The 26259-nt window shown below is 34.9% G+C and carries 40 protein-coding genes and 1 tRNA gene; 40 read left to right on the top strand and 1 reads right to left on the bottom strand.

Going from position 1 to position 26259, the window contains the following annotated elements; translation table 11 throughout:
- The 38 genes from ACIQ2Z_RS01240 (at position 1) to eno (ending at position 22421) form a co-directional block, all read left to right on the top strand.
- A complete protein-coding gene (locus ACIQ2Z_RS01240; RefSeq protein ID WP_396182346.1) occupies positions 1 to 753 on the top strand; it encodes an ABC transporter ATP-binding protein in 753 nt (250 codons plus the stop codon).
- Positions 754 to 761: 8 nt separating this feature from the next.
- Positions 762 to 1739 (top strand): MlaD family protein, encoded by a 978-nt coding sequence (locus tag ACIQ2Z_RS01235; RefSeq protein WP_396182345.1) that lies wholly within the window; start codon positions 762 to 764, stop codon positions 1737 to 1739.
- Between the two features lie 95 nt (positions 1740 to 1834).
- Positions 1835 to 1907, top strand: a tRNA-Met gene (locus ACIQ2Z_RS01230).
- Positions 1908 to 2207: 300 nt separating this feature from the next.
- The gene (locus ACIQ2Z_RS01225; protein WP_396182454.1) at positions 2208 to 2375 is read left to right on the top strand and encodes a T9SS type A sorting domain-containing protein; all 168 of its coding nucleotides are present in this window, start codon (positions 2208 to 2210) and stop codon (positions 2373 to 2375) included.
- Between the two features lie 236 nt (positions 2376 to 2611).
- A complete protein-coding gene (gene rpsL, locus ACIQ2Z_RS01220; protein ID WP_290862117.1) occupies positions 2612 to 3019 on the top strand; it encodes a 30S ribosomal protein S12 in 408 nt (135 codons plus the stop codon).
- A 24-nt stretch (positions 3020 to 3043) separates the two neighbouring features.
- Positions 3044 to 3520 carry a 30S ribosomal protein S7 gene (gene rpsG / locus ACIQ2Z_RS01215; RefSeq protein ID WP_396182344.1) on the top strand — a complete coding sequence of 159 codons (477 nt, stop codon included), beginning with the start codon at positions 3044 to 3046 and terminating at the stop codon, positions 3518 to 3520.
- Positions 3521 to 3530: 10 nt separating this feature from the next.
- On the top strand, positions 3531 to 5687 hold the full coding sequence (fusA, locus tag ACIQ2Z_RS01210; protein ID WP_396182343.1) for an elongation factor G: 2157 nt from the start codon (positions 3531 to 3533) through the stop codon (positions 5685 to 5687).
- An 11-nt stretch (positions 5688 to 5698) separates the two neighbouring features.
- Complete coding sequence (gene rpsJ / locus ACIQ2Z_RS01205; protein ID WP_026710316.1) at positions 5699 to 6004, top strand: 30S ribosomal protein S10; 306 nt, start codon at positions 5699 to 5701, stop codon at positions 6002 to 6004.
- A gap of 122 nt (positions 6005 to 6126) precedes the next feature.
- Positions 6127 to 6744 carry a 50S ribosomal protein L3 gene (gene rplC / locus ACIQ2Z_RS01200; protein WP_396182342.1) on the top strand — a complete coding sequence of 206 codons (618 nt, stop codon included), beginning with the start codon at positions 6127 to 6129 and terminating at the stop codon, positions 6742 to 6744.
- A complete protein-coding gene (rplD, locus tag ACIQ2Z_RS01195; RefSeq protein WP_396182341.1) occupies positions 6744 to 7373 on the top strand; it encodes a 50S ribosomal protein L4 in 630 nt (209 codons plus the stop codon). Before rplC ends, rplD begins: the two co-directional genes overlap by 1 nt.
- 6 nt (positions 7374 to 7379) lie before the next feature.
- On the top strand, positions 7380 to 7670 hold the full coding sequence (rplW, locus tag ACIQ2Z_RS01190; protein ID WP_396182340.1) for a 50S ribosomal protein L23: 291 nt from the start codon (positions 7380 to 7382) through the stop codon (positions 7668 to 7670).
- Positions 7671 to 7676: 6 nt separating this feature from the next.
- The gene (gene rplB / locus ACIQ2Z_RS01185) at positions 7677 to 8501 is read left to right on the top strand and encodes a 50S ribosomal protein L2 (RefSeq protein ID WP_396182339.1); all 825 of its coding nucleotides are present in this window, start codon (positions 7677 to 7679) and stop codon (positions 8499 to 8501) included.
- 10 nt (positions 8502 to 8511) lie between these two features.
- Positions 8512 to 8790 (top strand): 30S ribosomal protein S19, encoded by a 279-nt coding sequence (gene rpsS, locus ACIQ2Z_RS01180; protein WP_112086729.1) that lies wholly within the window; start codon positions 8512 to 8514, stop codon positions 8788 to 8790.
- Positions 8791 to 8796: 6 nt separating this feature from the next.
- Complete coding sequence (gene rplV / locus ACIQ2Z_RS01175) at positions 8797 to 9207, top strand: 50S ribosomal protein L22 (RefSeq protein WP_396182338.1); 411 nt, start codon at positions 8797 to 8799, stop codon at positions 9205 to 9207.
- A 5-nt stretch (positions 9208 to 9212) separates the two neighbouring features.
- The gene (rpsC, locus tag ACIQ2Z_RS01170; protein WP_396182337.1) at positions 9213 to 9959 is read left to right on the top strand and encodes a 30S ribosomal protein S3; all 747 of its coding nucleotides are present in this window, start codon (positions 9213 to 9215) and stop codon (positions 9957 to 9959) included.
- A 19-nt stretch (positions 9960 to 9978) separates the two neighbouring features.
- The gene (gene rplP / locus ACIQ2Z_RS01165; RefSeq protein WP_290858787.1) at positions 9979 to 10398 is read left to right on the top strand and encodes a 50S ribosomal protein L16; all 420 of its coding nucleotides are present in this window, start codon (positions 9979 to 9981) and stop codon (positions 10396 to 10398) included.
- Positions 10399 to 10410: 12 nt separating this feature from the next.
- Positions 10411 to 10602 carry a 50S ribosomal protein L29 gene (rpmC, locus tag ACIQ2Z_RS01160; protein WP_290858788.1) on the top strand — a complete coding sequence of 64 codons (192 nt, stop codon included), beginning with the start codon at positions 10411 to 10413 and terminating at the stop codon, positions 10600 to 10602.
- Positions 10603 to 10618: 16 nt separating this feature from the next.
- A complete protein-coding gene (rpsQ, locus tag ACIQ2Z_RS01155; RefSeq protein WP_290858790.1) occupies positions 10619 to 10876 on the top strand; it encodes a 30S ribosomal protein S17 in 258 nt (85 codons plus the stop codon).
- Between the two features lie 2 nt (positions 10877 to 10878).
- Positions 10879 to 11247 (top strand): 50S ribosomal protein L14, encoded by a 369-nt coding sequence (gene rplN, locus ACIQ2Z_RS01150; RefSeq protein ID WP_007803649.1) that lies wholly within the window; start codon positions 10879 to 10881, stop codon positions 11245 to 11247.
- An 11-nt stretch (positions 11248 to 11258) separates the two neighbouring features.
- Positions 11259 to 11573 (top strand): 50S ribosomal protein L24, encoded by a 315-nt coding sequence (rplX, locus tag ACIQ2Z_RS01145; RefSeq protein WP_396182453.1) that lies wholly within the window; start codon positions 11259 to 11261, stop codon positions 11571 to 11573.
- Positions 11574 to 11575: 2 nt separating this feature from the next.
- Positions 11576 to 12127, top strand: coding sequence for a 50S ribosomal protein L5 (gene rplE / locus ACIQ2Z_RS01140; protein ID WP_290858793.1), 552 nt, complete (start codon positions 11576 to 11578; stop codon positions 12125 to 12127).
- A 3-nt stretch (positions 12128 to 12130) separates the two neighbouring features.
- Positions 12131 to 12400 carry a 30S ribosomal protein S14 gene (gene rpsN, locus ACIQ2Z_RS01135; protein WP_112086722.1) on the top strand — a complete coding sequence of 90 codons (270 nt, stop codon included), beginning with the start codon at positions 12131 to 12133 and terminating at the stop codon, positions 12398 to 12400.
- 73 nt (positions 12401 to 12473) lie between these two features.
- Positions 12474 to 12872, top strand: coding sequence for a 30S ribosomal protein S8 (gene rpsH / locus ACIQ2Z_RS01130; RefSeq protein WP_396182452.1), 399 nt, complete (start codon positions 12474 to 12476; stop codon positions 12870 to 12872).
- A 15-nt stretch (positions 12873 to 12887) separates the two neighbouring features.
- Positions 12888 to 13430 (top strand): 50S ribosomal protein L6, encoded by a 543-nt coding sequence (gene rplF, locus ACIQ2Z_RS01125; RefSeq protein WP_396182336.1) that lies wholly within the window; start codon positions 12888 to 12890, stop codon positions 13428 to 13430.
- 11 nt (positions 13431 to 13441) lie between these two features.
- Positions 13442 to 13795, top strand: a complete 354-nt coding sequence (gene rplR / locus ACIQ2Z_RS01120) for a 50S ribosomal protein L18 (RefSeq protein ID WP_396182335.1) — start codon at positions 13442 to 13444, stop codon at positions 13793 to 13795.
- A gap of 6 nt (positions 13796 to 13801) precedes the next feature.
- Positions 13802 to 14326 (top strand): 30S ribosomal protein S5, encoded by a 525-nt coding sequence (gene rpsE, locus ACIQ2Z_RS01115; protein ID WP_290858803.1) that lies wholly within the window; start codon positions 13802 to 13804, stop codon positions 14324 to 14326.
- A 14-nt stretch (positions 14327 to 14340) separates the two neighbouring features.
- Positions 14341 to 14523, top strand: coding sequence for a 50S ribosomal protein L30 (gene rpmD / locus ACIQ2Z_RS01110; RefSeq protein WP_396182334.1), 183 nt, complete (start codon positions 14341 to 14343; stop codon positions 14521 to 14523).
- A gap of 11 nt (positions 14524 to 14534) precedes the next feature.
- On the top strand, positions 14535 to 14987 hold the full coding sequence (gene rplO, locus ACIQ2Z_RS01105) for a 50S ribosomal protein L15 (RefSeq protein WP_290858806.1): 453 nt from the start codon (positions 14535 to 14537) through the stop codon (positions 14985 to 14987).
- A 12-nt stretch (positions 14988 to 14999) separates the two neighbouring features.
- The gene (gene secY / locus ACIQ2Z_RS01100; protein ID WP_396182333.1) at positions 15000 to 16346 is read left to right on the top strand and encodes a preprotein translocase subunit SecY; all 1347 of its coding nucleotides are present in this window, start codon (positions 15000 to 15002) and stop codon (positions 16344 to 16346) included.
- 5 nt (positions 16347 to 16351) lie between these two features.
- On the top strand, positions 16352 to 16567 hold the full coding sequence (gene infA / locus ACIQ2Z_RS01095) for a translation initiation factor IF-1 (RefSeq protein ID WP_112086714.1): 216 nt from the start codon (positions 16352 to 16354) through the stop codon (positions 16565 to 16567).
- A gap of 11 nt (positions 16568 to 16578) precedes the next feature.
- On the top strand, positions 16579 to 16695 hold the full coding sequence (gene ykgO, locus ACIQ2Z_RS01090; protein ID WP_084139925.1) for a type B 50S ribosomal protein L36: 117 nt from the start codon (positions 16579 to 16581) through the stop codon (positions 16693 to 16695).
- Positions 16696 to 16697: 2 nt separating this feature from the next.
- On the top strand, positions 16698 to 17072 hold the full coding sequence (gene rpsM, locus ACIQ2Z_RS01085) for a 30S ribosomal protein S13 (protein ID WP_396182332.1): 375 nt from the start codon (positions 16698 to 16700) through the stop codon (positions 17070 to 17072).
- 8 nt (positions 17073 to 17080) lie between these two features.
- Positions 17081 to 17464 (top strand): 30S ribosomal protein S11, encoded by a 384-nt coding sequence (rpsK, locus tag ACIQ2Z_RS01080; protein ID WP_396182331.1) that lies wholly within the window; start codon positions 17081 to 17083, stop codon positions 17462 to 17464.
- Positions 17465 to 17581: 117 nt separating this feature from the next.
- Positions 17582 to 18187 carry a 30S ribosomal protein S4 gene (gene rpsD, locus ACIQ2Z_RS01075; RefSeq protein WP_396182330.1) on the top strand — a complete coding sequence of 202 codons (606 nt, stop codon included), beginning with the start codon at positions 17582 to 17584 and terminating at the stop codon, positions 18185 to 18187.
- Between the two features lie 21 nt (positions 18188 to 18208).
- Positions 18209 to 19201 (top strand): DNA-directed RNA polymerase subunit alpha, encoded by a 993-nt coding sequence (locus ACIQ2Z_RS01070; RefSeq protein ID WP_396182329.1) that lies wholly within the window; start codon positions 18209 to 18211, stop codon positions 19199 to 19201.
- Between the two features lie 38 nt (positions 19202 to 19239).
- The gene (gene rplQ / locus ACIQ2Z_RS01065) at positions 19240 to 19731 is read left to right on the top strand and encodes a 50S ribosomal protein L17 (protein ID WP_396182328.1); all 492 of its coding nucleotides are present in this window, start codon (positions 19240 to 19242) and stop codon (positions 19729 to 19731) included.
- A gap of 124 nt (positions 19732 to 19855) precedes the next feature.
- Positions 19856 to 20974 carry a glutamine-hydrolyzing carbamoyl-phosphate synthase small subunit gene (gene carA / locus ACIQ2Z_RS01060; protein ID WP_396182327.1) on the top strand — a complete coding sequence of 373 codons (1119 nt, stop codon included), beginning with the start codon at positions 19856 to 19858 and terminating at the stop codon, positions 20972 to 20974.
- 154 nt (positions 20975 to 21128) lie between these two features.
- Positions 21129 to 22421, top strand: a complete 1293-nt coding sequence (gene eno, locus ACIQ2Z_RS01055; protein ID WP_396182326.1) for a phosphopyruvate hydratase — start codon at positions 21129 to 21131, stop codon at positions 22419 to 22421.
- Positions 22422 to 22479: 58 nt separating this feature from the next.
- On the opposite strand, the gene ACIQ2Z_RS01050 is transcribed toward eno, so the two are convergent.
- Positions 22480 to 23277 carry a helix-turn-helix domain-containing protein gene (locus ACIQ2Z_RS01050; RefSeq protein WP_396182325.1) on the bottom strand — a complete coding sequence of 266 codons (798 nt, stop codon included), beginning with the start codon at positions 23275 to 23277 and terminating at the stop codon, positions 22480 to 22482.
- Between the two features lie 224 nt (positions 23278 to 23501).
- Here ACIQ2Z_RS01050 and ACIQ2Z_RS01045 point away from each other — a divergent pair, with 224 nt between their 5' ends.
- On the top strand, positions 23502 to 25472 hold the full coding sequence (locus ACIQ2Z_RS01045; RefSeq protein WP_396182324.1) for a tetratricopeptide repeat protein: 1971 nt from the start codon (positions 23502 to 23504) through the stop codon (positions 25470 to 25472).
- Between the two features lie 83 nt (positions 25473 to 25555).
- Positions 25556 to 26259: LytR/AlgR family response regulator transcription factor (locus tag ACIQ2Z_RS01040; RefSeq protein WP_396182323.1), on the top strand; the 704-nt coding region annotated here is incomplete at its 3' end.

The raw sequence follows: 26259 nt of genomic DNA, 5'->3' as shown, positions 1-26259 counted from the left end.
ATGAAAGAAATTAGGGAAAATAGAAAACCAGTCGTGGAAATCACTAATCTTTACAAATCGTATGGAGGCAACAAGGTGTTGGATGCTTTTAACCTAAAGTTGTACGAAGGAGAAAACCTCGTGGTGATGGGAAAATCAGGCTCTGGAAAATCGGTAATGATCAAATGCCTGATTGGGTTAGAAGAACCGGATAGTGGTTCCATCAGCATCATGGGACAAGCCATCAAGACTCTCTCTCGGGAGGAATTAGATGAACTTCGCACCGAAATCGGGTTTTTATTCCAAGGGAGTGCCTTATACGATTCCATGTCGGTTCGAGAGAATTTAGAATTTCCGCTACGCCGCCATACCAAAAAATTCGGGGTAATAAAAGATACGACACCCTTAGTGATGGAAGCTTTGCAAAATGTAGGCTTAGCGCATGCCATCGATTTAATGCCCAATGAACTTTCCGGCGGAATGAAACGTAGAGTGGCATTAGCCCGAACGTTGATATTGCAGCCTAAAATCATTTTATACGACGAACCCACCACGGGTTTAGACCCGATTACAGCCAAGGAAATTATTTTATTAATGAAGAACATTCAACAACAATATAAAACTTCGTCCATCATCATCACACACGATGTCGATTGTGCCCGGGTGATTTCAAACCGCATGATTTTGTTAGTAGAGGGAACTAATTATGCAGAAGGGACTTTTGACGAATTGAAAGCGTTAAAGGACGAAAAAGTACAAGCCTTTTTTAAATAAGAAACACTATGGAAAAATCAACCAATCAAAAAATTCAACTCGGAATCTTTGTCATCCTGGGGTTAGTCATTTTTGTTGCCGCCATTTATTTTATTGGAAATAAGCAAAATATGTTCGGAAAAACGACCCACTTAACTGCGGTTTTCAATAATGTCAATGGGTTGCAAGTGGGCAACAATATCCGTTATTCGGGGATTAACGTGGGGACGGTTCGCGAAATTACCATGTTGAACGACACGATGATTCGCGTGACGATGGTCATCGAAGATAAAATCATTCCATACATTAAAAAAAATGCTATTGCCACCATTACCTCAGACGGATTGGTCGGAAACATGATTATCAACATCATTCCCGGCAAAGGGGTGGGTCTTCCGGTTCAATCCGGTGACGAAATCAACACCTACAGCCGCATCAGAACGGATGATATTTTAGAAACACTCAACGTGACCAACGAAAACGCGGCATTGCTCACGGCCGATTTATTAAAAATCACCAAAGAAATCACGCAAGGGAAAGGCACGTTAGGACTCTTGATTAATGATACGCTGATGGCAAAAGACTTAAAAGAAACAATGCATTACCTTAAAATCACCGGGAAAGGAACAGCAGCATCCTTGCAAAACTTGAATAAATTGATAGCTTCTCTAGAAGACCGAAACAATGTGGTGGGGGTTTTAAAAGATACGGCGGTAGCGTCTAATATCAAAGAGATGGTACTCAGTTTAGACCGTTCTAGTAAGGAAATGGAAAAAGTTATCACTAATTTAAATGAAACCATTACTAACATCAAAGAGGGGAAAGGGGCTCTTAATTACCTGTCTAATGACCCTAAATTAGTCAAACAAATTGATTCCACCATGACCAATTTAAACCAAGCCAGCCTTAAACTGAATGAGGATTTAGAAGCCATGAAGCACAGTTTTCTGCTAAGAGGTTATTTTAAAAAATTGGAAAAGGAAAAAGCAAGAGCAAATAAGAAATAATCTTTTTTAAACCGCCAAGAATCAGCCAACTACACATTTTTTTAAAAAAAGACTTGACTTTCTTATATTTCGTTGTATATTTGCACCCGAAACATCGCGGGGTAGAGCAGTAGGCAGCTCGTCGGGCTCATAACCCGAAGGTCACAGGTTCGAGTCCTGTTCCCGCTACTTGAGAGGACCCATCCCATTTTTGAGGATGGGTTTTTTGTTTTTCAGAATCATAACTTATTGAAATACATTTAGTTAATTCAAATTAAACATTGGTTTTTGAGGTTCGATATTTTCTATTTTTTATCGAATAATGAAACCCTTCTGGAAATACCAAATATTGAAACTTTCTTTTTTTATTATAATCCAAATCGTCAGGGATTAAGTGTTTCAAATTTTAACACAAATGCTATTCAAATATTTCCTAATCCTACAACTTCTACTATAAATATTAAGATAAACAATGAGAATATTATTTAAATTAAATTTATTGATATAAAAGGAAGGGTTTTGGAAGATATAAACGGTAATGAATCATCATTTCAATTCGATTTATCAAATTATCGAAATGGGACTTATTTAGTAAAAGTAATAACTGAAAGAGGTAGTAAAGTAGTAAAAATTTTTAAAAATTTGATTTTGGTATAAAATTTTCGCAATAGTTTCAAAGCAAGTGCCATTAGAATATATTATACATTCTAATGGTTTTGTTTTTTAATAAAAAGTAATTCCTAAAAGGTAAGTCGTTTAGCTGTAAATAGTCATAATTAAGTTTGTGTTTGAAAATAAATAAATTATGATTTGTTTTGCTAAAAATATTTACTACATTTGCAACCCCTTAAAATAGGGTAATTTTAAAAACATAGAAATTTTTAGTATTAATTATGCCAACAATTCAACAATTAGTAAGAACAGGGAGAGCCCAAATAACTAAGAAGAGTAAATCGGCTGCTTTAGATTCTTGTCCTCAAAGAAGAGGTGTGTGTACTCGTGTTTACACAACAACTCCTAAAAAACCAAACTCAGCAATGAGAAAGGTAGCTAGGGTTCGTTTAACAAACGGTAACGAGGTGAATGCATACATTCCCGGAGAAGGACACAATCTACAAGAGCACTCGATAGTATTAGTTAGAGGCGGAAGGGTTAAAGATTTACCAGGAGTACGATACCATATCGTTCGAGGTGCGTTAGATACTGCAGGTGTTGCAGGTCGTACACAACGTCGTTCAAAATATGGAGCAAAACGTCCAAAACCAGGTCAAGTAGCAGCACCCGTTAAGAAGAAAAAGTAAGTTAAAAACTTTTAAAGAAAAGACATGAGAAAAAGACAGGCCAAAAAAAGACCTCTTTTACCGGATCCAAAATTCAATGATCAATTGGTTACACGTTTTGTGAACAACTTAATGTGGGATGGTAAAAAATCAACAGCTTTCAAAGTATTCTATGATGCTTTAGAAATTGTTGATGCAAAAAAACAAGATGCAGAAAAATCTTCATTGGATACATGGAAAGACGCTTTAACAAACGTTATGCCTCACGTAGAAGTACGTAGTCGTAGAGTAGGTGGAGCTACCTTTCAAATTCCAATGCAAATTCGTCCGGATAGAAAAATTTCTTACGCTATTAAATGGATGATTTTATATGCAAGAAGAAGAAACGAAAAATCAATGGCAGCCAAGTTAGCTTCTGAAATTTTAGCAGCAGCTAAAGAAGAAGGTGCAGCGGTTAAGAAAAGAATGGATACGCACAAAATGGCAGAAGCTAATAAAGCTTTCTCTCACTTTAGATTTTAATTCATAAGAAATGGCTAGAGATTTAAAATACACAAGAAATATAGGAATTGCTGCTCACATTGATGCTGGTAAAACAACAACAACAGAGCGAATCCTTTTTTATACCGGAAAATCACATAAAATTGGTGAAGTACACGATGGTGCTGCAACAATGGACTGGATGGCACAAGAGCAAGAAAGAGGTATTACTATTACTTCTGCTGCAACTACTTGTGAATGGAATTTCCCAACTGAACAAGGAAAAGTTCTACCTGAAACATTACCTTATCACTTTAACATTATCGATACTCCCGGACACGTGGATTTTACCGTTGAGGTAAATCGTTCGTTACGTGTATTGGATGGTTTAGTTTTCTTATTTAGTGCAGTTGATGGTGTTGAGCCTCAATCTGAAACTAACTGGAGACTTGCTGACCAATATCGTGTTCCAAGAATGGGATTTGTTAACAAAATGGACCGTCAAGGTTCAAACTTCTTAGGAGTTTGTCAACAAGTTAGAGACATGTTAAAATCTAATGCGGTTGCAATCACATTGCCAATCGGAGAAGAAATTGACTTTAAAGGTGTAGTGGATTTAGTTAAAAACCAAGCTATTGTTTGGCATGACGAAACACTGGGAGCTACATTTGACGTTGTAGATATTCCTGCTGATATGGTGGATGAAGTAAAACAATACCGTTCAATTTTGATTGAAGCGGTGGCGGATTATGACGAAAACCTTTTAGACAAGTATATGGAGGACGAAAACTCTATAACTGAAGAAGAAATAAATAATGCTTTACGTGCTGCTACTATGGATATGGCTATCATTCCTATGATTGCCGGATCTTCTTTCAAAAATAAAGGAGTTCAATTCATGTTAGATGCCGTATGTAAATATTTACCTTCACCAATGGATAAAGAGGGAATTGTGGGTATTCACCCTGATGACCAAGATTTATTGGAAGAAGATCAAAGAAAGGTTTTACGTAAACCGGATGTTAAAGAGCCGTTTGCTGCTTTAGCTTTTAAAATTGCTACCGACCCTTATGTTGGTCGATTGGCTTTCTTCCGTGCTTACTCAGGTCGTTTAGATGCTGGTTCTTATGTATTGAACACCCGTTCAGACAATAAAGAACGTATTTCTCGTATCTATCAAATGCATGCAAACAAACAAAACCCAATTGATTATATCGAAGCAGGTGATATTGGAGCTGCAGTAGGATTTAAGGATATCAAAACAGGAGATACATTGTGTGATGAAAAACACCCAATTATTCTTGAGTCAATGAAATTTCCTGATCCGGTAATTGGTATTGCTATTGAGCCTAAAACAAAAGCTGATGTTGATAAAATGGGTATGGCTTTGGCTAAATTGGCAGAAGAAGATCCTACGTTTACCGTTAGAACAGATGAAGCTTCCGGACAAACGATTATTTCAGGTATGGGTGAGTTGCACTTAGACATTCTAGTAGATCGTATGAAACGTGAGTTCAAAGTGGAAGTAAACCAAGGTGAACCTCAAGTTGAATACAAAGAAGCTTTCACTAAAGCAGCACAACACAGAGAGACTTATAAAAAGCAATCTGGTGGACGTGGTAAATTTGGTGATATCGTATTCAAACTTGGACCAGCTGACGACGTAGACGGAAAACCATATGTTGGTCTTCAGTTTGTGAATGAAGTTAAAGGTGGTAACGTTCCTAAAGAATATATTCCATCGGTTGAAAAAGGTTTCAAAGAAGCTATGAAAACAGGTCCATTAGCTGGATATGCAGTAGATAGTTTAAAAGTAACTTTATTAGACGGATCTTTCCACCCTGTGGATTCAGATGCACTTTCTTTCGAATTGGCAGCTAAAATGGGTTACAAAGAGGTTGCAAAAGCAGCCGGAGCTGTAATTCTTGAGCCAATCATGAAAATTGAAGTAATCACTCCGGAAGAAAACATGGGTGATATTGTTGGAGATTTAAATCGTCGTAGAGGTCAAGTAAATGACATGGGAGATAGAGCAGGTGCAAAAACGATTAAAGCATTTGTTCCATTATCTGAAATGTTTGGATATGTAACTACTTTAAGAACATTGTCTTCTGGTAGAGCAACATCTACAATGGAATTTTCACATTACGAACAAACTCCTTCAAATATTTCTGAAGAAGTTATCAAAAAAGCAAAAGGAAACGCTTAATTCAAACGAAAATGAGTCAAAAAATCAGAATAAAATTAAAATCTTACGATCACATGTTGGTTGATAAATCAGCTGAGAAGATTGTAAAAACGGTAAAAAGTACTGGTGCTGTGGTGACAGGTCCAATTCCATTACCTACACACAAAAAGATTTTCACTGTACTACGTTCTCCACACGTAAATAAAAAAGCGAGAGAACAGTTTGAAGTGAGTTCATACAAAAGATTATTAGATATCTACAGTTCTTCTTCAAAAACCATCGACGCTCTAATGAAATTAGAGTTGCCAAGTGGTGTTGAAGTAGAGATTAAAGTATAAAATAAGTTAAATTTAAAGTATATTGTACTAATGTATATTGTATAATGTAAGAAGTGAATTCTTAATACAGCAATACATTATATATTATACAGTTTTTTATTAATAATCATTAAATAATAATTATGTCTGGGTTAATTGGTAAAAAAATCGGCATGACTAGCATTTTCGACGAAAACGGGAAGAATATTCCTTGTACAGTAATCGAAGCTGGCCCTTGTGTCGTTACCCAAGTCAGAACCAAAGCGGTTGACGGGTATGAAGCGTTTCAGCTTGGTTTCGATGACAAAACAGAAAAACACGCTACTAAAGCTGATTTAGGTCACTTTAAAAAAGCGGGAACTTCTGCTAAGAAAAAAGTCGTTGAATTCCAAGAATTTGAAATGGAGTATAAATTAGGTGATTTAATCACCGTAGATCTATTCAGCGAAGGAGAATTTGTTGATGTACAAGGTGTATCAAAAGGTAAAGGTTTCCAAGGGGTTGTTAAACGTCACGGTTTTGGTGGTGTTGGACAAGCTACTCATGGTCAACATAACCGATTAAGAGCACCAGGTTCTGTAGGAGCTTCTTCTTATCCATCAAGAGTATTCAAAGGAATGCGTATGGGCGGAAGAATGGGAGGAGATAATGTAACAATTCAAAACCTTAGAGTTTTAAAAGTAGTAGCCGATAAAAATCTACTTCTTGTTAAAGGATGTGTTCCTGGATATAAAAACTCTTATGTAATCATTCAGAAGTAATGGAAGTAAAAGTTTTAGATATTAACGGAAAAGAAACGGGTAGAAAAGTTCAACTTTCAGACTCAGTTTTCGCTATCGAGCCTAACAATCACGCAATCTATCTTGATGTAAAACAATATCTTGCCAATCAAAGACAAGGTACTCATAAAGCAAAAGAAAGAGCAGAAGTTACAGGAAGTACTCGGAAGATTAAAAAACAAAAAGGTACCGGTACAGCACGTGCAGGTAGTATCAAGAATCCATTGTTCAAAGGAGGAGGTACAGTTTTTGGTCCAAGACCAAGAAGTTATTCTTTCAAATTGAACAAAACTTTAAAAAGATTAGCTCGTAAATCAGCTTTCTCTCAAAAAGTTAAAGACTCTGAATTAGTAATAGTAGAAGATTTCAATTTCGACACTCCAAGCACTAAGAATTTTATTACAGTTCTGAAAGCCTTAGGTTTAGAAAATAAAAAATCGCTATTTGTGTTGGGTGATTCAAATAAAAATGTATATTTGTCGTCACGCAATTTAAAGGGCTCAAGAGTTGTAACTAACTCAGAATTAAGTACTTATGCTATTTTAAACACAAATAAATTAGTACTTATGGAAAGTTCTTTAGAAGGAATTGAAGAAAATTTAAGTAAATAATAGGCCATGAGTATCATAATTAAACCTATCATAACTGAAAAAATCACGAAGCAAAGTGAATTAAACAATCGTTATGGTTTTGTAGTGGATAGAAAAGCAAACAAAATTCAAATCAGAAATGCGGTGGAAGCTGCTTATAGTGTGAAAATAGTTGCTATAAACACTATGAATGTTAGACCAGACAGATCTGTGAAATACACTAAAAGTGGAATGATAAGTGCTAAATCAAATGCTTACAAAAAAGCAATTGTAGAAGTGCAAGAAGGAGAAACAATTGATTTTTATAACAATATCTAATAAGAAATGTCAGTTAGAAAATTAAAACCTATTACCCCGGGTCAGCGTTTTAGAGTTGTGAATGGTTTTGACGCCATTACAACTGATAAGCCGGAAAAGTCATTATTGGCACCGAAAAATAACTCTGGAGGTAGAAATAGTCAAGGAAAAATGACCATGCGTTTTACAGGCGGTGGTCACAAACAAAAGTATCGTGTTATTGATTTTAAAAGAACTAAAGTAGGAATCCCTGCTACAGTTAAATCTATTGAGTACGATCCAAACAGAACTGCATTTATTGCCTTATTGAGTTATGTAGATGGAGCTAAAACTTACATCATCGCTCAAAATGGTTTAAATGTTGGTCAAACAGTTACTTCAGGTGAAGGAGCAGCTCCGGAAATTGGAAATGCATTACCATTAAGTAAAATTCCATTAGGAACAGTAATTTCTTGTATTGAGTTAAGACCAGGTCAAGGAGCAATTATTGCTCGTTCAGCTGGAACATTTGCTCAATTAATGGCAAGAGATGGAAAATACGCCACTATCAAAATGCCTTCTGGTGAAACTAGATTAATCTTGTTAACTTGTATGGCAACTATTGGTGCAGTATCTAATTCAGATCACCAATTAATTGTTTCCGGTAAAGCGGGTAGATCAAGATGGTTGGGTAGAAGACCTAGAACAAGACCAGTTGCAATGAACCCTGTCGATCACCCAATGGGTGGTGGTGAAGGTCGTTCTTCTGGAGGACACCCTCGCTCTAGAAACGGAATTCCTGCTAAAGGGTATAGAACCCGTTCTAAAGTGAGCCCAAGTAATAAGTATATTGTTGAACGCAGAAAGAAATAATTAGATAGACATGGCACGTTCATTAAAAAAAGGACCTTTTGTACATTATAAATTAGATAAGAAAGTACTTGAAAACATTGAGAAATCAAGCAAAGCAGTGATCAAAACTTGGTCAAGAGCTTCAATGATAACTCCTGATTTTGTAGGACAAACTATAGCAGTACACAATGGTCGTCAGTTTGTACCTGTTTATGTAACAGAAAACATGGTAGGACACAAGTTAGGAGAATTTTCACCAACAAGATCATTTAGAGGTCATGCAGGTGCTAAAAATAAAGGTAAAAAATAAGAAGCAATGGGAGTTCGTAAAAGAGAAACAGCAGACGCGAGAAAAGAAGCTAATAAGCAAATTGCTTTCGCAAAGTTAAATAACTGCCCTACTTCACCTAGAAAAATGCGCTTGGTTGCAGACTTGGTAAGAGGTCAGAAAGTGGAAAGAGCACTAAATATTTTAAGATTTAGTCAAAAAGAAGCTTCAAGAAAATTAGAAAAATTGTTGTTATCAGCTATCGCCAATTGGCAAGCTAAAAACGCAGAAGCTAATATGGAAGAAGCTGCTTTATTCGTAAAACAGATCAGAGTTGATGGTGGAATGATGTTAAAAAGACTTCGTCCAGCTCCTCAAGGTCGTGCACACAGAATTAGAAAACGTTCAAATCACGTTACAATCGTGCTTGGAGCTAGTAATAACACACAAAGCAATTAATAAAGATGGGACAAAAGACAAATCCAATTGGAAACAGACTTGGTATCATCAGAGGATGGGATTCAAACTGGTATGGTGGAAATGATTACGGTGACAAAATCGCTGAAGATTATAAAATCAGAAAATATATTCATGCTCGTTTATCAAAAGCTAGTGTATCAAAAGTAATCATCGAGAGAACTTTAAAACTTGTAACCGTTACTATCACTACTGCTAGACCTGGTATCATTATCGGAAAAGGTGGACAAGAGGTAGACAAGTTGAAAGAAGAACTTAAGAAAATTACTGACAAAGAGGTTCAAATTAACATCTTTGAAATTAAAAGACCTGAGATTGATGCTTATTTAGTTGCAACAAGTATCGCTCGTCAAATCGAAAGCCGTATTTCATACAGAAGAGCTATTAAAATGGCTATCGCAGCAGCAATGCGTATGAATGCAGAAGGTGTAAAGGTTTTGATTTCCGGTCGTTTGAATGGAGCTGAAATGGCACGTTCAGAAGGTTTCAAAGAAGGTAGAATTCCTCTATCAACTTTCAGAGCCGATATTGATTATGCTTTGGCAGAGGCTCACACTACTTATGGTAGAATGGGAATCAAAGTATGGATCATGAAAGGTGAAGTTTACGGAAAGAGAGATCTTTCTCCATTAGTTGGCATGGATAAAAAACAAGCTAGCGGTGGAAGTAAAGGTGGTGATGCTCCAAGAGGAGGAAAACCAAACGGAAAATCAAACCCACGTAAAAGAAAGTAATTTTTTAAATTAAAGAAAAATGTTACAGCCTAAAAGAACAAAATACCGTAAGGTACAAAAAGGTAGAATGAAAGGTGATTCTCAAAGAGGTCACGAACTTTCTAACGGGATGTTTGGAATTAAATCAATGGATTCATCATTTTTAACTTCACGTCAAATCGAAGCTGCACGTATTGCTGCAACTCGTTATATGAAAAGAGAAGGACAATTATGGATCAAAATTTTTCCGGACAAACCAATCACTAAGAAACCTCTTGAAGTACGTATGGGTAAAGGTAAAGGTGCAGTTGAATATTGGGCTGCCGTTGTTAAACCCGGAAGAATTATGTTTGAAGTAGGAGGAGTTCCTTTGTCAGTTGCAAAAGAAGCATTACGCTTAGCAGCTCAAAAACTTCCTGTTAAAACTAAGTTTGTTGTCGCTAGAGATTTTGAAGCATAATCCTATTTAATTATGAAACAATCAGAAATTATAAGTCTATCTTCAGCTGAGTTACAAGAGAAACTTAGTCAGTCAAGAAAAACGTATGCCGACCTAAAAACGACTCATACTATTTCTCCAATTCAAAACCCACTTCAAATTAAAGCGGTGCGTAGAACAATTGCGAGATTAGTAACTGAGCTAAGTAAAAGAGAGTTACAATAATTGTATTCTGCTGAAAATGGAAAAAAGAAATTTAAGAAAAGAAAGAGTTGGTGTTGTTACTAGCAACAGAATGGAGAAATCTATCGTTGTTTCTGAAACAAGAAAAGTAAAACACCCATTATACGGTAAGTTCGTGTTAAAAACTAAGAAATATGTTGCACACGACGAAACAAATGACTGTAATATTGGAGATACTGTAAGAATTAGCGAAACGCGTCCTTTAAGTAAATCAAAATGTTGGAGATTAGTTGAAATCATTGAAAGAGCGAAGTAATTATGGTACAACAGGAATCTAGATTAAAAGTAGCAGATAACACAGGAGCAAAAGAAGTTTTGACTATCCGTGTTTTAGGAGGAACGAAACGTCGTTATGCCTCTGTTGGAGATAAAATTGTAGTTTCAATTAAAGATGCAACCCCAAATGGAAACGTAAAAAAAGGAGCTGTATCAACTGCAGTTGTTGTACGTACTAAAAAAGAAGTGAGAAGAGCCGATGGTTCTTACATCCGTTTCGATGACAATGCATGTGTTCTTTTGAATGCGGCAGGAGAAATGAGAGGAACTCGTGTTTTTGGTCCAGTAGCAAGAGAACTTCGTGAAAAACAATTCATGAAAATTGTATCATTAGCACCTGAAGTGCTTTAAATCGATTGATGATGACAAAGTTAAAAATTAAATCAGGAGACATAGTAAGAGTTATTGCAGGTGACCATAAAGGTGCTGAAGGTAAAGTATTACGTGTTTTTATAGATGCAAATAAAGCGATTGTTGAAGGTACTAACATGGTTTCAGTTCATACTAAACCAAGTGCTAAAAACCCTCAAGGTGGAATCGTAAAGAAAGAAGCTCCTATTCAAGTATCGAATTTGTCTTTAATTGACCCAAAGTCGAAAAAAGCAGCTAAAGTTGGATACAAAGTAGAAGGAGATAAGAAAGTAAGATTTTCAAAAAAATCTAATCAAGTATTATAGTGATGGCTTATATACCTAGACTAAAAGAAGAATATAAAAGTAGAGTTATTCCTGCTTTGAAAGAAGAATTCGGTTATAAAAACGTAATGCAAGTTCCTAAATTGGAAAAAATCGTTTTAAGCCGTGGTGTCGGAGCTGCAGTGTCAGACAAGAAATTGGTTGATTATGCAGTAGACGAGTTGACAAAAATCACCGGACAAAAAGCTTTAGCAACTATTTCTAAAAAAGACGTTGCGTCTTTTAAATTAAGAAAAGGTATGCCAATTGGTGCTAAAGTAACTTTACGAGGAGAAAGAATGTATGAATTCTTAGATAGATTGATTACTTCTTCTTTACCACGTGTAAGAGATTTTGGTGGTATCAAAGCAACCGGTTTTGACGGAAGAGGTAATTACAACCTTGGAGTTTTGGAACAAATCATTTTCCCTGAAATTGATATTGATAAAGTGAACAAAATTTCAGGTATGGATATTACTTTTGTAACAACTGCCAAAACAGATAAGGAAGCAAAATCATTATTAGCAGAATTAGGATTACCTTTTAAAAAGAATTAAGTTATGGCTAAAGAATCAATGAAAGCCCGTGAGGTTAAGAGACAAAAAACGGTAGAAAAGTACGCTGAAAAAAGAAAGGCTTTATTAGAAGCCGGAGATTATGAAGGTTTACAAAAACTACCTAAAAATGCTTCTCCAGTTCGTTTACACAACCGTTGTAAATTAACAGGAAGACCAAGAGGGTATATGCGTCAATTCGGTCTTTCACGTGTAACATTCCGTGAAATGGCTAACCAAGGTTTAATTCCAGGTGTCAAAAAGGCTAGTTGGTAAAAACAAATTTTAATTGGTTTCAGGTTCAATAGAAAGAGTTTTTGTTGAAAACCGTTACCGCAAATTTATACATATGTATACAGATCCTATTGCAGATTATCTAACTAGAGTTAGAAATGCAGTGAAAGCAAATCACAAAGTGGTTGAAATTCCGGCATCTAACCTTAAAAAAGAAATCACAAAGATTTTATTTGATCAAGGGTATATTTTAAGTTACAAATTTGATGAAACTTCTGTACAAGGAAGCATCAAAATTGCTCTTAAGTACGACAAAGTTACTAAAGAGCCTGTAATCAGAGATATCCAAAGAATTAGTAAACCAGGTTTACGTAAATATGCAGGTTCTTCAAACCTTCCAAGAATCCTTAATGGATTAGGTATTGCAATTGTTTCAACTTCAAAAGGTCTTATGACTGGAAAACAAGCTAAACAATTGAATGTAGGTGGAGAAGTAATTTGTTACGTATACTAATAAAAAGACTGAACGATGTCAAGAATAGGTAAAAATCCAGTTGTGATTCCAGCAGGTGTAACATTTGAAGTTAATGAAGGTGTTATCACAGTTAAAGGGAAATTAGGTCAACTTACACAGGAGTTTTCGGACGTTACTGTAACTGTTGAAGACGGTCAAGTGTTAGTAGAAAGATCTTCAGACCATAAAGAACAAAGAGCAAAGCATGGTTTATACAGATCTTTAATCAGTAATATGGTTAATGGTGTATCTACCGGTTTTACAAAAGAATTAGAGTTAGTTGGTGTAGGATATAGAGCATCTAACCAAGGTCAAAAATTAGATCTTGCATTAGGTTTTTCTCACAATATCGTTTTAGAAGTTGCTCCGGAAGTAAAATTGGAGACAATTTCAGAAAAAGGTAAAAATCCAATCGTAAAATTAACCTCTCACGATAAACAACTTTTAGGACAGGTAGCCGCTAAAATTAGAGGTTTCCGTAGACCAGAACCATACAAAGGAAAAGGTGTGAAATTCGTAGGTGAAGTATTAAGAAGAAAAGCAGGTAAATCAGCTTAAAAATTAAGATTATGTCATTAACAAAATCTGATAGAAGACAGAGAATTAAGTTCAGAATTAGAAAGATTGTAAGCGGAACTGCTACAAAACCAAGACTTTCTGTATTCAGAAGCAACAAAGAAATCTATGCTCAATTAATAGATGACTTAAATGGAGTTACTTTATTAGCCGCATCCTCTAGAGATAAAGGAATAGACGCTAAAGTAACTAACATTGAAGTTGCATCAGCAGTAGGTAAATTAATTGCTGAAAAAGCATTGAAAGCTGGTATTGATACAGTAACTTTCGATAGAGGAGGATACTTATACCACGGTCGTATTAAATCATTAGCAGATGGAGCGAGAGCTGCCGGACTTAAATTCTAAGAAGTTATGTATAACAAATACAAAAATGTAGAGTTAGTAAAACCTAGTGGTCTTGAATTAAAAGATCGTTTGGTGAGTGTAAATCGTGTTACCAAAGTAACAAAAGGTGGTAGAGCATTTGGTTTTTCTGCTATTGTTGTGGTAGGTGATGAAAACGGAGTAGTTGGTCATGGATTAGGAAAATCTAAAGACGTATCTGAAGCTATTGCAAAAGCAGTGGAAGATGCTAAGAAAAATTTAGTAAAAATTCCTTTGAGTGGTCAGTCTGTTCCTCACGAACAAAAAGGTAAATTTGGTGGAGCACGTGTATTCTTAATGCCTGCATCGCACGGTACAGGAGTTATTGCTGGTGGTGCTGTTCGTTCAGTACTTGAATCAGTTGGAATTCACGATGTATTATCAAAATCTCAAGGATCTTCAAACCCACATAACGTGGTAAAAGCAACTTTCGATGCATTACTTCAAATGAGAAGTGCATATACTGTAGCTAAACAAAGAGGAATTTCTTTAGAGAAAGTTTTTAAAGGTTAATATTCAAGGAAATTATGACAAAGATTTTAGTAAAACAAGTAAAAAGTCAAATTAACTGTCCTCTTACACAAAAGAAGACTTTAGTTGCTTTGGGTCTGAAAAGATTAGGACAAGTTGTAGAGCATGATAATTCATCTGCTATCCTTGGAATGGTAAATAAAGTTAAACACTTAGTTTCTGTAGAAGAATCTAAATAACACTATTCAAAATGAATTTAAGTAACTTACAACCAGCTGAAGGGTCAACACATAATCAAAATAAAAGATTAGGTAGAGGAGAAGGTTCTGGGAAAGGTGGTACTGCATCACGTGGTCACAAAGGAGCCAAATCTCGTTCTGGTTATTCTAAGAAGATTGGTTTTGAAGGAGGGCAAATGCCACTTCAAAGACGTGTGCCTAAGTTTGGATTTAAAAATATCAATAGAGTAGACTATCAAGGTGTAAACCTAGATTCTTTACAAGCTTTAGTAGATAATGGTGTAGTGACTGATACTGTAGATTTTTCAGTATTTGTTGATACTCGTTTAGCAACTAAAAACGAATTGGTAAAAATATTAGGTAGAGGTGAATTAAAAGCCAAATTAAAAGTAACCGCTCACAAATTTACTGCTACTGCAAAAGCTGCTATCGAAGCTGCAGGGGGTGAAGCTGTAACTCTATAATTTACTAACTGTATGAAGAAATTTTTTGAAGCACTCACAAACGTTTGGAAAATAGAAGAATTAAAAAATAGAATTTTAATTACTCTAGGTTTACTTCTAGTTTATCGTTTTGGAGCACAGGTAACTTTACCAGGTATAGATGCAACTAAATTGGGTGGTTTAGCTACTCAAACAGATCAGGGAATTGGTTCAATTCTAGATATGTTTACCGGAGGGGCTTTTTCTCAAGCATCTGTATTCGCTTTAGGTATTATGCCATACATTTCTGCATCCATTGTGGTGCAATTAATGGGAATAGCAGTTCCATACTTACAAAAACTGCAAAAAGATGGTGAGAGTGGAAGAAAAAAAATTAATCAAATTACACGTTGGTTAACAATTGCAATCACTTTAGTTCAAGGTCCTGGTTATATCTACAACTTATACAGAACTTTACCATCAGAAGCATTTTTGTTAGGATTTAATTCCTTTTCTTTCTTATTTTCAGCAGTAGTTATCTTGGTAACAGGAACTATTTTTGCAATGTGGTTAGGAGAGAAAATTACTGATAAAGGTATTGGAAATGGTATTTCACTATTAATTATGGTAGGAATCATTGCTCGTTTACCTGAAGCATTTTTACAAGAATTTGTTTCAACTGTAACACAAGACAATGGTGGATTAGTATTGTTGGTATTTGAAATTATTCTTTGGTTACTAGTGATTATTGCAAGTATCCTTTTAGTAATGGCAGTACGAAAAATACCAGTTCAATATGCTAGAAGAACTGCAGGCGGAGATTTTGAACAAGATATGATGGGCGGTAACAGACAGTTTATTCCATTAAAGCTTAATGCTTCAGGAGTAATGCCAATTATTTTTGCTCAAGCTATCATGTTTATTCCTGCAGCAATTGCAGGTTTATCAAAATCTGAAACTGCTCAATCCGTTACAGGTGCCTTCAGTGATATGTTTGGTTTTTGGTATAATTTAGTATTTGCTCTATTGATTGTGGTATTTACCTATTTCTATACAGCTATTACAGTGCCAACAAACAAAATGGCTGATGATTTAAAAAGAAGTGGAGGATTCATACCAGGGATCAGACCAGGTATTGAAACATCTGACTTTTTAGATAGAATAATGTCCTTAATAACTTTACCGGGTTCTCTTTTCTTAGCACTTATAGCAGTATTTCCTGCCGTAGTTGTAAATTTGATGGGAGTACAGCAAAATTGGGGTATGTTTTTCGGAGGAACATCGCTATTAATTATGGTAGGTGTTGCAATTGATACTATGCAACAAATAAATTCTTATTTGCTGAATAGACATTATGATGGATTGATGAAGAGTGGTAAAAATAGAAAAGCAGTAGCTTAATTTTTATGGCAAAACAATCAGCAATAGAACAAGACGGATCAATTATTGAAGCATTATCAAATGCAATGTTCCGTGTAGAATTAGAAAATGGTCACGTAGTGATTGCTCATATTTCCGGTAAAATGCGAATGCATTATATCAAATTATTACCTGGTGATAAAGTGAAATTGGAAATGAGCCCTTACGACTTGACAAAAGCAAGAATTACTTATAGATATTAAAGCTATTCACAATGAAAGTAAGAGCATCAGTAAAGAAAAGAAGTGCCGAATGTGTAATTGTTCGCAGAAAAGGCAGGTTGTACGTTATTAACAAAAAGAATCCTAGATTTAAACAAAGACAAGGATAATTATGGCAAGAATCGCAGGGGTAGATATACCTAAAAACAAAAGAGGAGTTATTGCTTTAACCTATATTTTCGGTATCGGAAAAAGCAGAGCTATTGAGATTTTAGAAAAAGCTCAAGTTAGTCAAGACAAGAAAGTTCAAGATTGGAATGATGACGAAATCGGAGCAATCCGAGATTCCGTTTCTTATTACAAAATTGAAGGAGAATTGCGTTCAGAAGTTTCACTTCACATCAAACGTCTTATGGACATTGGATGTTACAGAGGAATTCGTCATAGATCTGGTCTTCCATTAAGAGGACAAAGAACTAAAAACAACTCTAGAACTAGAAAAGGTAAAAGAAAAACTGTTGCTAACAAGAAAAAAGCAACTAAATAATAAGTAATATGGCTAAAACAACAGCAAAAAAACGTAAAGTTATCGTTGAATCAACGGGCGAAGCTCATGTTAGTGCGACTTTTAACAATATTATTATTTCTCTTACCAATAAAAAAGGAGAAGTGATTTCATGGTCATCTGCCGGTAAAATGGGTTTCAGAGGATCTAAAAAGAATACGCCTTATGCAGCTCAAATGGCCGCAGAAGATTGTTCAAAAGTAGCACTTGAAGCAGGTTTAAAGAAAGTTAAAGTTTATGTTAAAGGACCAGGTAACGGACGTGAGTCTGCCATCAGATCTATACATAACAGTGGAATTGAAGTTACTGAAATTATCGACGTAACTCCAATGCCTCACAACGGGTGTAGACCTCCAAAAAGAAGAAGAGTTTAATTTTTACTGAAATTATTTCAGCATCATTATAATTTTTATTAAGTATAAACCAAGGTAGAGTTTGATTATCGAAGGATTTGACCTGAATTCATAATCACTATCTAAAAACAATTTAAAATGGCAAGATATACTGGTCCAATAACTAAAATAGCTCGTAAATTTGGCGAAGCTATATTCGGAGAAGATAAAGCCTTCGAAAAAAGAAATTACCCTCCTGGACAACATGGTTTGGCTAAAAGAAGAGGTAAAAAATCAGAATATGCAGTACAGTTAATGGAAAAGCAAAAAGCGAAGTACACTTACGGTATTCTTGAAAAACAATTCAGAAACTTATTTGAAAAAGCAGCTGCCTCCAAAGGTGTAACAGGCGAAATCCTTTTACAATTATGTGAAGCTAGATTAGATAATGTGGTTTACAGAATGGGCGTAGCACCTTCTAGAAGAGCAGCTCGTCAAATCGTTGGACACAGACATATTACCGTAAACGGTGAAATTGTGAATGTTCCTTCCTACCATTTGAAACCTGGTGATAGAGTAGCTATTCGTGAAAAATCAAAATCAGTTGAAGCAATAAATAGTTCTTTAGCAAACGCTAGTAAAGTATATGAGTGGATTACTTGGAACAATGATACTAAAGAAGGTACTTTTGTAACTGTTCCACAACGTTTACAAATTCCAGAAAACATCAAAGAACAACTAATCGTTGAGTTATATAACAAATAATAATTGACAGAAGTCGTAATTATGGCAATATTTAATTTTCAGAAGCCCGATAAAGTTATCATGATCGATTCAACCGATTTTGAAGGTAAGTTTGAATTCAGACCTTTAGAACCTGGTTACGGATTGACTGTTGGTAATGCACTAAGAAGAGTTTTACTTTCCGCTCTTGAAGGATATGCAATTACATCTGTTCGTATTGAAGGTGTAGATCATGAGTTTTCTACCATTTCCGGTGTTGTGGAAGATGTAACAGAAATTATTTTGAACTTAAAACAAGTTCGTTTCAAACGTCAAATCGAAGATGTTGACAATGAAACAGTTACTATTTCGCTTTCCGGTAAAGACCAAATAACTGCTGGTGATTTTCAAAAATTTATTTCAGGTTTCCAAGTTTTGAATCCTGAATTAATTATCTGTAACCTTGATGCAAAAGTTCACTTGAATATGGAGTTGACTATTGAAAAAGGTAGAGGATATGTTCCTGCAGAAGAAAATAAAAAACAAAATGCAGCAATCGGAACAATTTTTACTGATTCAATTTTTACACCTATTAAAAATGTAAAATATGCAATTGAAAATTTCCGTGTAGAGCAAAAAACAGATTACGAAAAATTAGTTTTTGAAATTAAAACTGATGGTTCTATTAATCCAAAAGATGCCTTAACAGAAGCTGCAAAAGTTTTAATTCACCACTTTATGTTGTTCTCAGATGAGAGAATTACTCTTGAAGCTGACGAAATAGCTCAAACAGAATCCTATGATGAAGAGTCATTACACATGAGACAATTGCTTAAAACGAAGCTTGTGGATATGGATCTTTCTGTAAGAGCATTAAATTGTTTGAAAGCTGCAGAGGTTGATACATTAGGTGATTTAGTATCATTCAATAAAAACGACTTGATGAAATTCCGTAATTTCGGTAAGAAATCATTGACCGAGCTTGATGAGCTTGTAGCAATTAAAAACTTACATTTCGGAATGGATTTGTCAAAATATAAACTAGATAAAGAATAATCTAATCCGCCTTTGGCGAGATTAAATGTAAGATAGCGATGAGACACGGAAAAAAAGTAAATCATTTAAGTAGACAACAAGGTCATAGAAGATCTTTGTTAGCTAATATGGCTTGTTCACTTATTGAGCACAAGCGAATTAATACAACAGTTGCTAAAGCAAAAGCTTTAAAACAATTTGTTGAACCTTTAATAACAAAATCAAAAGAAGATACTACGCACAACAGACGTATTGTATTTGCTAACTTGAGAAATAAATATGGCGTTACTGAACTTTTTAGAGAAGTAGCAGCTAAAGTAGGTGACCGTCCAGGTGGTTATACTCGTATTATCAAGTTAGGAAATCGTTTGGGTGACAACGCTGATATGGCGATGATCGAATTAGTAGATTTCAATGAACTTTACAACGGAGGTAAAAAAGAAGAGAAAAAAGCAAAAAGCCGTCGTGGTGGTAAAGCGAAAAAAGCAGAAGTTACTGCTTCTGAAGCTCCAGCTGCAGAATCAACTGAAAATACCGAAGCTGCTGAATAATGAAACCATTTATTCAATAATACAAAAGGATGAACTTTCGAGTTTGTCCTTTTTTTTTACATAAAATTAAAAAAGCTGTATTAAATTCAGTTTTTACATTAAATTTGCAAAACAACACACAACAATGAACTACACAACTAGAAAACAAGCCATTCTTTTATTAGCTGATGGTACAATTTTTCACGGCAAATCGATTGGAATTAGCGGAACTACTTTTGGAGAAGTATGTTTTAATACCGGAATGACCGGCTATCAAGAAATATTTACAGATACATCTTATTTTGGTCAAATCATGGTCGCTACCAATGCTCATATTGGAAATTATGGTTTTAATGATCAAGAAATTGAATCAGATTCCGTCAAAATTGCCGGGTTAGTATGTAAAAACTTTAGTTTTAACTATTCACGTTATGATGCTTCAGGAAGTTTATACGACTATTTTGAAAAGCAAAATTTAATTGCTATTTCGGATGTAGACACTAGAGCTTTGGTAAGTTATATTCGTGATAATGGTGCCCAAAATGCGGTAATATGCACAGACGGAACTACTATTCAGGAGCTAAAATTGCAATTAGCAAATGTTCCTGACATGAAAGGACTTGAACTTGCTTCCAAAGTATCAACAAAAGAACCCTACTTTTTTGGCAATGAAAATGCTACCTATAAAATTTCTGCTTTAGATTTAGGAATTAAAAAAAATATACTTAGAAATTTAGCAAAAAGAGATTGCTACATAAAAATTTTTCCTTTTGATTCAACTTTTGATAACTTAAAAGGCTTCAATCCTGATGGTTACTTTTTATCTAACGGACCCGGTGACCCGGAACCGCTTTTTGATGCTATCGAAGTGGCTAAACAAATTATAGCAGAGAATTTACCTCTTTTTGGCATTTGTCTCGGTCATCAAGTCATTGGTTTGGCCAATGGAATTTCAACGTATAAAATGTTTAACGGTCACAGAGGAATCAATCACCCGGTTAAAAATTTGATTACCGGTAAAGGAGAAATTACTTCTCAAAACCACGGATTTGCAGTGGTTAGAGAAGAACTTGAAAAAAATCCTGATTTAGAAATTACCCACGAACATTTAAATGATGGAACAGTGGCAGGTATGCGAATGAAATCAAAAAATTGTTTCTCGGTTCAGTACCATCCAGAAGCTAGTCCGGGACCGCATGATTCATCCTATTTGTTTGATGATTTTATTGATATTATTCAAAAATCTAAATTACAAGAGTTATAAAACTTCAATTACCTGGCATTTTTTTAATGTCAGGTCTTTTTTTACACTAAAACGATTGCGTTTATAACTTTCTTGAATTATGGATAAATCCAAATTTAGAATGCTTAAATTTGTGTATCATTCAAAAATAAAAAAATAGTAAATAAACAGTATCATGAGTATTATTATTAAAGTGCATGCAAGACAAATCTTGGATTCAAGAGGAAATCCAACTATTGAAGTTGATGTTATTACTGAAAACGGAATTTTAGGAAGAGCTGCAGTTCCCTCAGGAGCTTCTACCGGAGAACATGAAGCAGTAGAACTACGTGATGGTGGAAAATCATATATGGGAAAAGGTGTTTTAAAAGCTGTGGATAATGTTAATACAACCATTGCTGGTGAAATTGTTGGAATGTCTGTTTTTGAGCAAAATCAAATTGACAAAACTATGATTGAATTGGATGGAACACCAAATAAAGCTAACTTAGGTGCAAATGCAATTCTGGGTGTTTCATTAGCTGTTGCAAAAGCAGCTGCCAATGAATTAGGGATGCCATTGTATCGCTATGTTGGTGGGGTTTCTGCTAATACACTTCCTATTCCAATGATGAATATTATCAATGGCGGATCACATTCTGACGCTCCAATTGCATTTCAGGAATTTATGATTATGCCTGTAAAAGCAACCAGTTTTACACATGCTATGCAAATGGGTACTGAAATATTTCATAACTTAAAAAAAGTATTACACAACCGTCATTTATCAACAGCTGTTGGTGATGAAGGTGGTTTTGCACCCAACTTAGCCGGAGGAACCGAAGATGCATTAGATTCAATCAAATTGGCAGTTGAAAATGCAGGATATGCTTATGGAGTAGATGTAATGATTGCCTTAGATTGTGCAGCAGCAGAATTTTATGTAAACGGAAATTACGATTACAAAAAATTTGAAGGTGAAACCGGAAAAATTAGAACTTCTGCCGAACAAGCTGAATATTTAGCTGAATTAGCTTCAAAATACCCTATTATTTCCATCGAAGACGGAATGGACGAAAACGACTGGGATGGATGGAAATATTTAACTGACCTTATCGGAGATAAAGTACAATTAGTAGGAGACGATTTATTTGTAACCAATGTACAACGTTTATCAACCGGTATTCAAAAAGGAATTGCCAATTCAATCTTAGTAAAAGTAAACCAAATTGGAACACTAACAGAAACAATTGCTGCTGTAAATATGGCTCATAATGCCGGATATACCTCAGTAATGTCACACCGTTCAGGTGAAACAGAAGATAATACCATCGCTGATTTAGCTGTCGCTTTAAATTGTGGACAAATTAAAACAGGTTCTGCTTCTCGTTCTGATCGTATGGCGAAATATAACCAATTGCTTCGTATTGAAGAAGAATTGGGAAGTACAGCTTATTTTCCGGGAGTAAAAGCCTTCAAGCAAAAATAATTTTTGATTAAATAGTTTTAATTAGTAAAACGCTCGGAATTTTGTTCCCAGCGTTTTTTTAGTTTAACTTTTTATCCAATTCTTTTATTTTATAAAGTAAAAGTATTTGCAGAATACTTACCGGAATCAGGAAAAATAGCCCGATTAGAAAAAGTATAACTGTTATAAATGTGGCTCCTGTTATAATTAAAAACACAGCAGTAACAGTTGGCAGATTTGTTCCTAAGTAGTTTTTCAGTCGCAATACAGCAATTCCATTGAGCACAAATGCACAACCAATGAAGATGCACAATACAACCCATAAAAATTCTTCAGACTCGGAGGGAGTAAACCAACTGTAAATATCAAAAACATATCCTATTCCGAATAGAACCATGATTAGAACAGAACTTATTCGAAGGAGATAGTTTTTAAAAATGGCTCCGCTAATAATAAATCCGGTATAGAAAAACAGCATCGATATAAATGACAGGAGTTTGATTGTGACGTAGAATTCACTTGAGATTTCTAACGTCTTTGTGAATTCTAATTCTATATCCATATAGAATTCAACAAAACCAAGAATAAAATAAACAATTCCATTATAGAAAGCCAGATTAAGCAGCTTGAAATCTTTGTTTGAAATGGTAAACTTATTGGTTTCGTCTTCCGAAAAAACTTCCTTAATTGTCTCCAAATCTTGATCAAGTGCTGCCAAAATGGTTTTTACGGTATAACTTCTAGGAGTTACTTCCCCTGCTTCAATCCGTTGAATGGTTCGAACACTGATATTACATTTTTCAACTAACTCTTCTTGAGTTAATCCTTTTTCGTTGCGTAAGTTGGTTAGAATCTTACCTAGTTCCGGTTGTTTCATAGTATGGTTATTAATTGTTTGGCAATAGTACAACCCCTCTTTTTTTGAGGCAACTATTTTGATTGAAATTGACCCGTCATTTACCCGACATTGAAGTTTAAAGATAGAAAAAACGGTGCTATCATGATTTTTAATTTAATTATTCTCATTCAAAATGCCTCAATACTCATTTTCAATAGTTACTTTACTAATGAAAAACTATATTTGTTTTTCAATTCTTTTGTATGAAGAAATTACAAGTAGCGGTGGTCACTTTAGTTCTTAGTTTTACAAGTCTTCAAGGACAAACTGTAAAAACTGACAGCTTAAAACAGGCCTTGAGTCAGGTGAAGAATGATATTGATAAAGCTCAATTGCTCAATGCGATTGCAGTAGATTATCAAACAACCGACCCCAAGAAACTTCAAAAATACGCAAATTTGGCTTTGCAACTTTCCCAAAAAATCAATTATAAATTAGAAGAAGGAAATGCCTATTTAAATTTAGGCAATAGTTATATTATTTTGGGAAACTATCCTTTGGCTTTGCAAAATTTTAGTAATGCTCAAGCAGTTTTTGAAAAAGAAAAAGCATCAAACGCAAATGCAAACAATGAAGAAATTAAAAATGGTTTAGCAAGAGCCTTTGGTAGTATAGGAATTGTTTTTTCTGAACAAAGTAATTATGCCAAGGCATTACAGTATCATTTGAAAGCGGTAAAAATATATGAAGAAATTGGTAATGAAAGCAAATGTGCCAGAATTTATAACAACATTGGAATCGTTTATAAAGCACAAGGCGAACACTTCAAGGCTTTAGACTCGTTTATCAAATGTTTGAAGATTCAAGAAAAAATTAATGACGAAACAGTTGGGATCACTACTACTAATATTGGAAACATTTACCTCGATCAGAAAAATTATCCAAAAGCATTGGATTATTATAACAAAGCCATTGTACTTTTTGAAAAGTTTCCAAATCCAAGAGGTTTGGGTGAATTATACAACAATCTAGGGTTGTATTATAAGCAAACTTCAAATCCTCAAAAAGCATTTGAAAGTTGGAATCAGGCTTTGCAATCATTCGATAAAATCGAGGATAAATTTGGTAAATCAGACACCTATCACTTAATAGGTGAACTGTTTTTTGCCCGACAAGACTATCCTAATGCCATTCTTTATGCACAAAAAGCATCCGTTTTGTCCAAGCAATTAAATGTTTTGGAAGGGACTGCCTTGGCTGAAAAATTATTGAGTGATGTCTACGAAAAAATCAATAAACCAAACGAAGCGTTCTTACATTTTAAATTGTTTAAAGCGGCTCAAGACAGTTTGATCAATCACGAAAATATCAGAAAAAGTGTCCAAGCTGAAATGTACTATGAATTTGAAAAGAAAGAAGTGCTGCAGAAAAAGGAGTTGGAAAAGAAAGAACTGCTTCTTGCAGAACAATCCAAACGACAAACCTTACAAACCATTTTTATTGCATTATTTGTCTTGTTGCTAATGGGAATTGCCTTTTTGATTTACAACAGAATGCAACTTAAAAAGACATTGACCCTGCAAAAAGAATTGGCAGAATACGAACAAAAAGCACTGCACTTGCAAATGAATCCCCATTTTGTATTCAATTGTTTGGGTTCGATATCGAGTTTTATTGTGCAAAATGGAACGGATTCAGCGATTAAATACTTGTCGAAATTTTCTAAATTGATGCGATTGACACTAGAGTATTCCAAAGAAACACTAATTCCTATTGACAAAGAAATTGAAAGTTTGCAGAATTATTTGGAGCTGGAACAATTGCGTTTCAACAATAAATTTGATTTTAGTATTTCAAAAGGGAAAGACATTGAATACGATATGGCATTGCCACCACTATTATTGCAGCCATTTGTTGAGAACGCCATTATTCACGGATTAATTCCAAAGAACGAAAAGGGAACTATTGCAATTAGTTTCTCAACTGAAAAAGAAAATTTGATTTGCACCATTGAAGACAACGGAATTGGATTTGATAAATCGAAAGAAATTAAAGAAAGTCTGGTTTCGGTGCATAAATCGATGGCGTTGGATATAACAAGAAAACGTTTGGAAATGATGGAAGCAACAACGTCGCGCAAAGCCAATGTTGAAATTACAGCAATAAAAAATGATAAGGGTGACATTCTGGGTACAAAAGTAGTCTTGAATTTGCCAATACAATATATAAAGTAATCAGTGGTCAGTGTTTAGTAATCAGTTGTTGATTGCTAAATTAGACCGACTGAACACTAACAACTGAATACTGAACACTAATTATGATAACAGCCCTATTAATAGACGACGACGACAATTTAAGAGCCGGAATGAAATCGCTATTGAGTCGGTATGCACCAGAAATAGCAATTATAGGTGAAGCCGATAGTGTGAAAACGGGAACCGAATTGCTATTGAAAACGGAACCTCAAGTGGTTTTTTTAGATATTCATTTGGGAGACGGTTCTGGTTTTGATTTGTTAGAAGAAGTGAATAAAAGAGGAAAACTGAATTCTCAAATCGTATTCATCACCGCTCACGAGCAATACGCCATTAAAGCATTTCGATTTAGTGCTTTGGATTTTTTATTAAAACCGGTTGATCCAGATGAATTAGAAAAAGTCATAAGCAAAATAAAAAATGTATTGGTTAAAAGTGAAAGTGTGGCTCATATTGATTTGCTGTTGGAAAACATTCGCAGAAAAGTAGATAACTTCAAACGCATTGCGCTATCAACCGCCGATGGAATTCATCTTTTTGAAATTAGCGATATCATCCGTTGCGAAAGCGAAGACAATTACACCAAGTTTTACATCAAAAACAACAAACCAGTTTTAATTTCAAAGACGTTAAAAGAATACGAAGATTTGTTGACAGAGCATGGTTTTGAGCGCATACATCAGTCGCATTTGATTAACTTGGCTTATCTCAAATCGTATATCAAAAAAGACGGCGGTTATGTGGTCATGGCGGATAATAGTAACCT

Source organism: Flavobacterium sp. (assembly GCF_044361015.1).
GTDB lineage: Bacteria > Bacteroidota > Bacteroidia > Flavobacteriales > Flavobacteriaceae > Flavobacterium.
The sequence above is the reverse complement of the archived record's forward strand: the minus strand, read 5'-3'. Positions and strand labels throughout refer to the sequence as shown.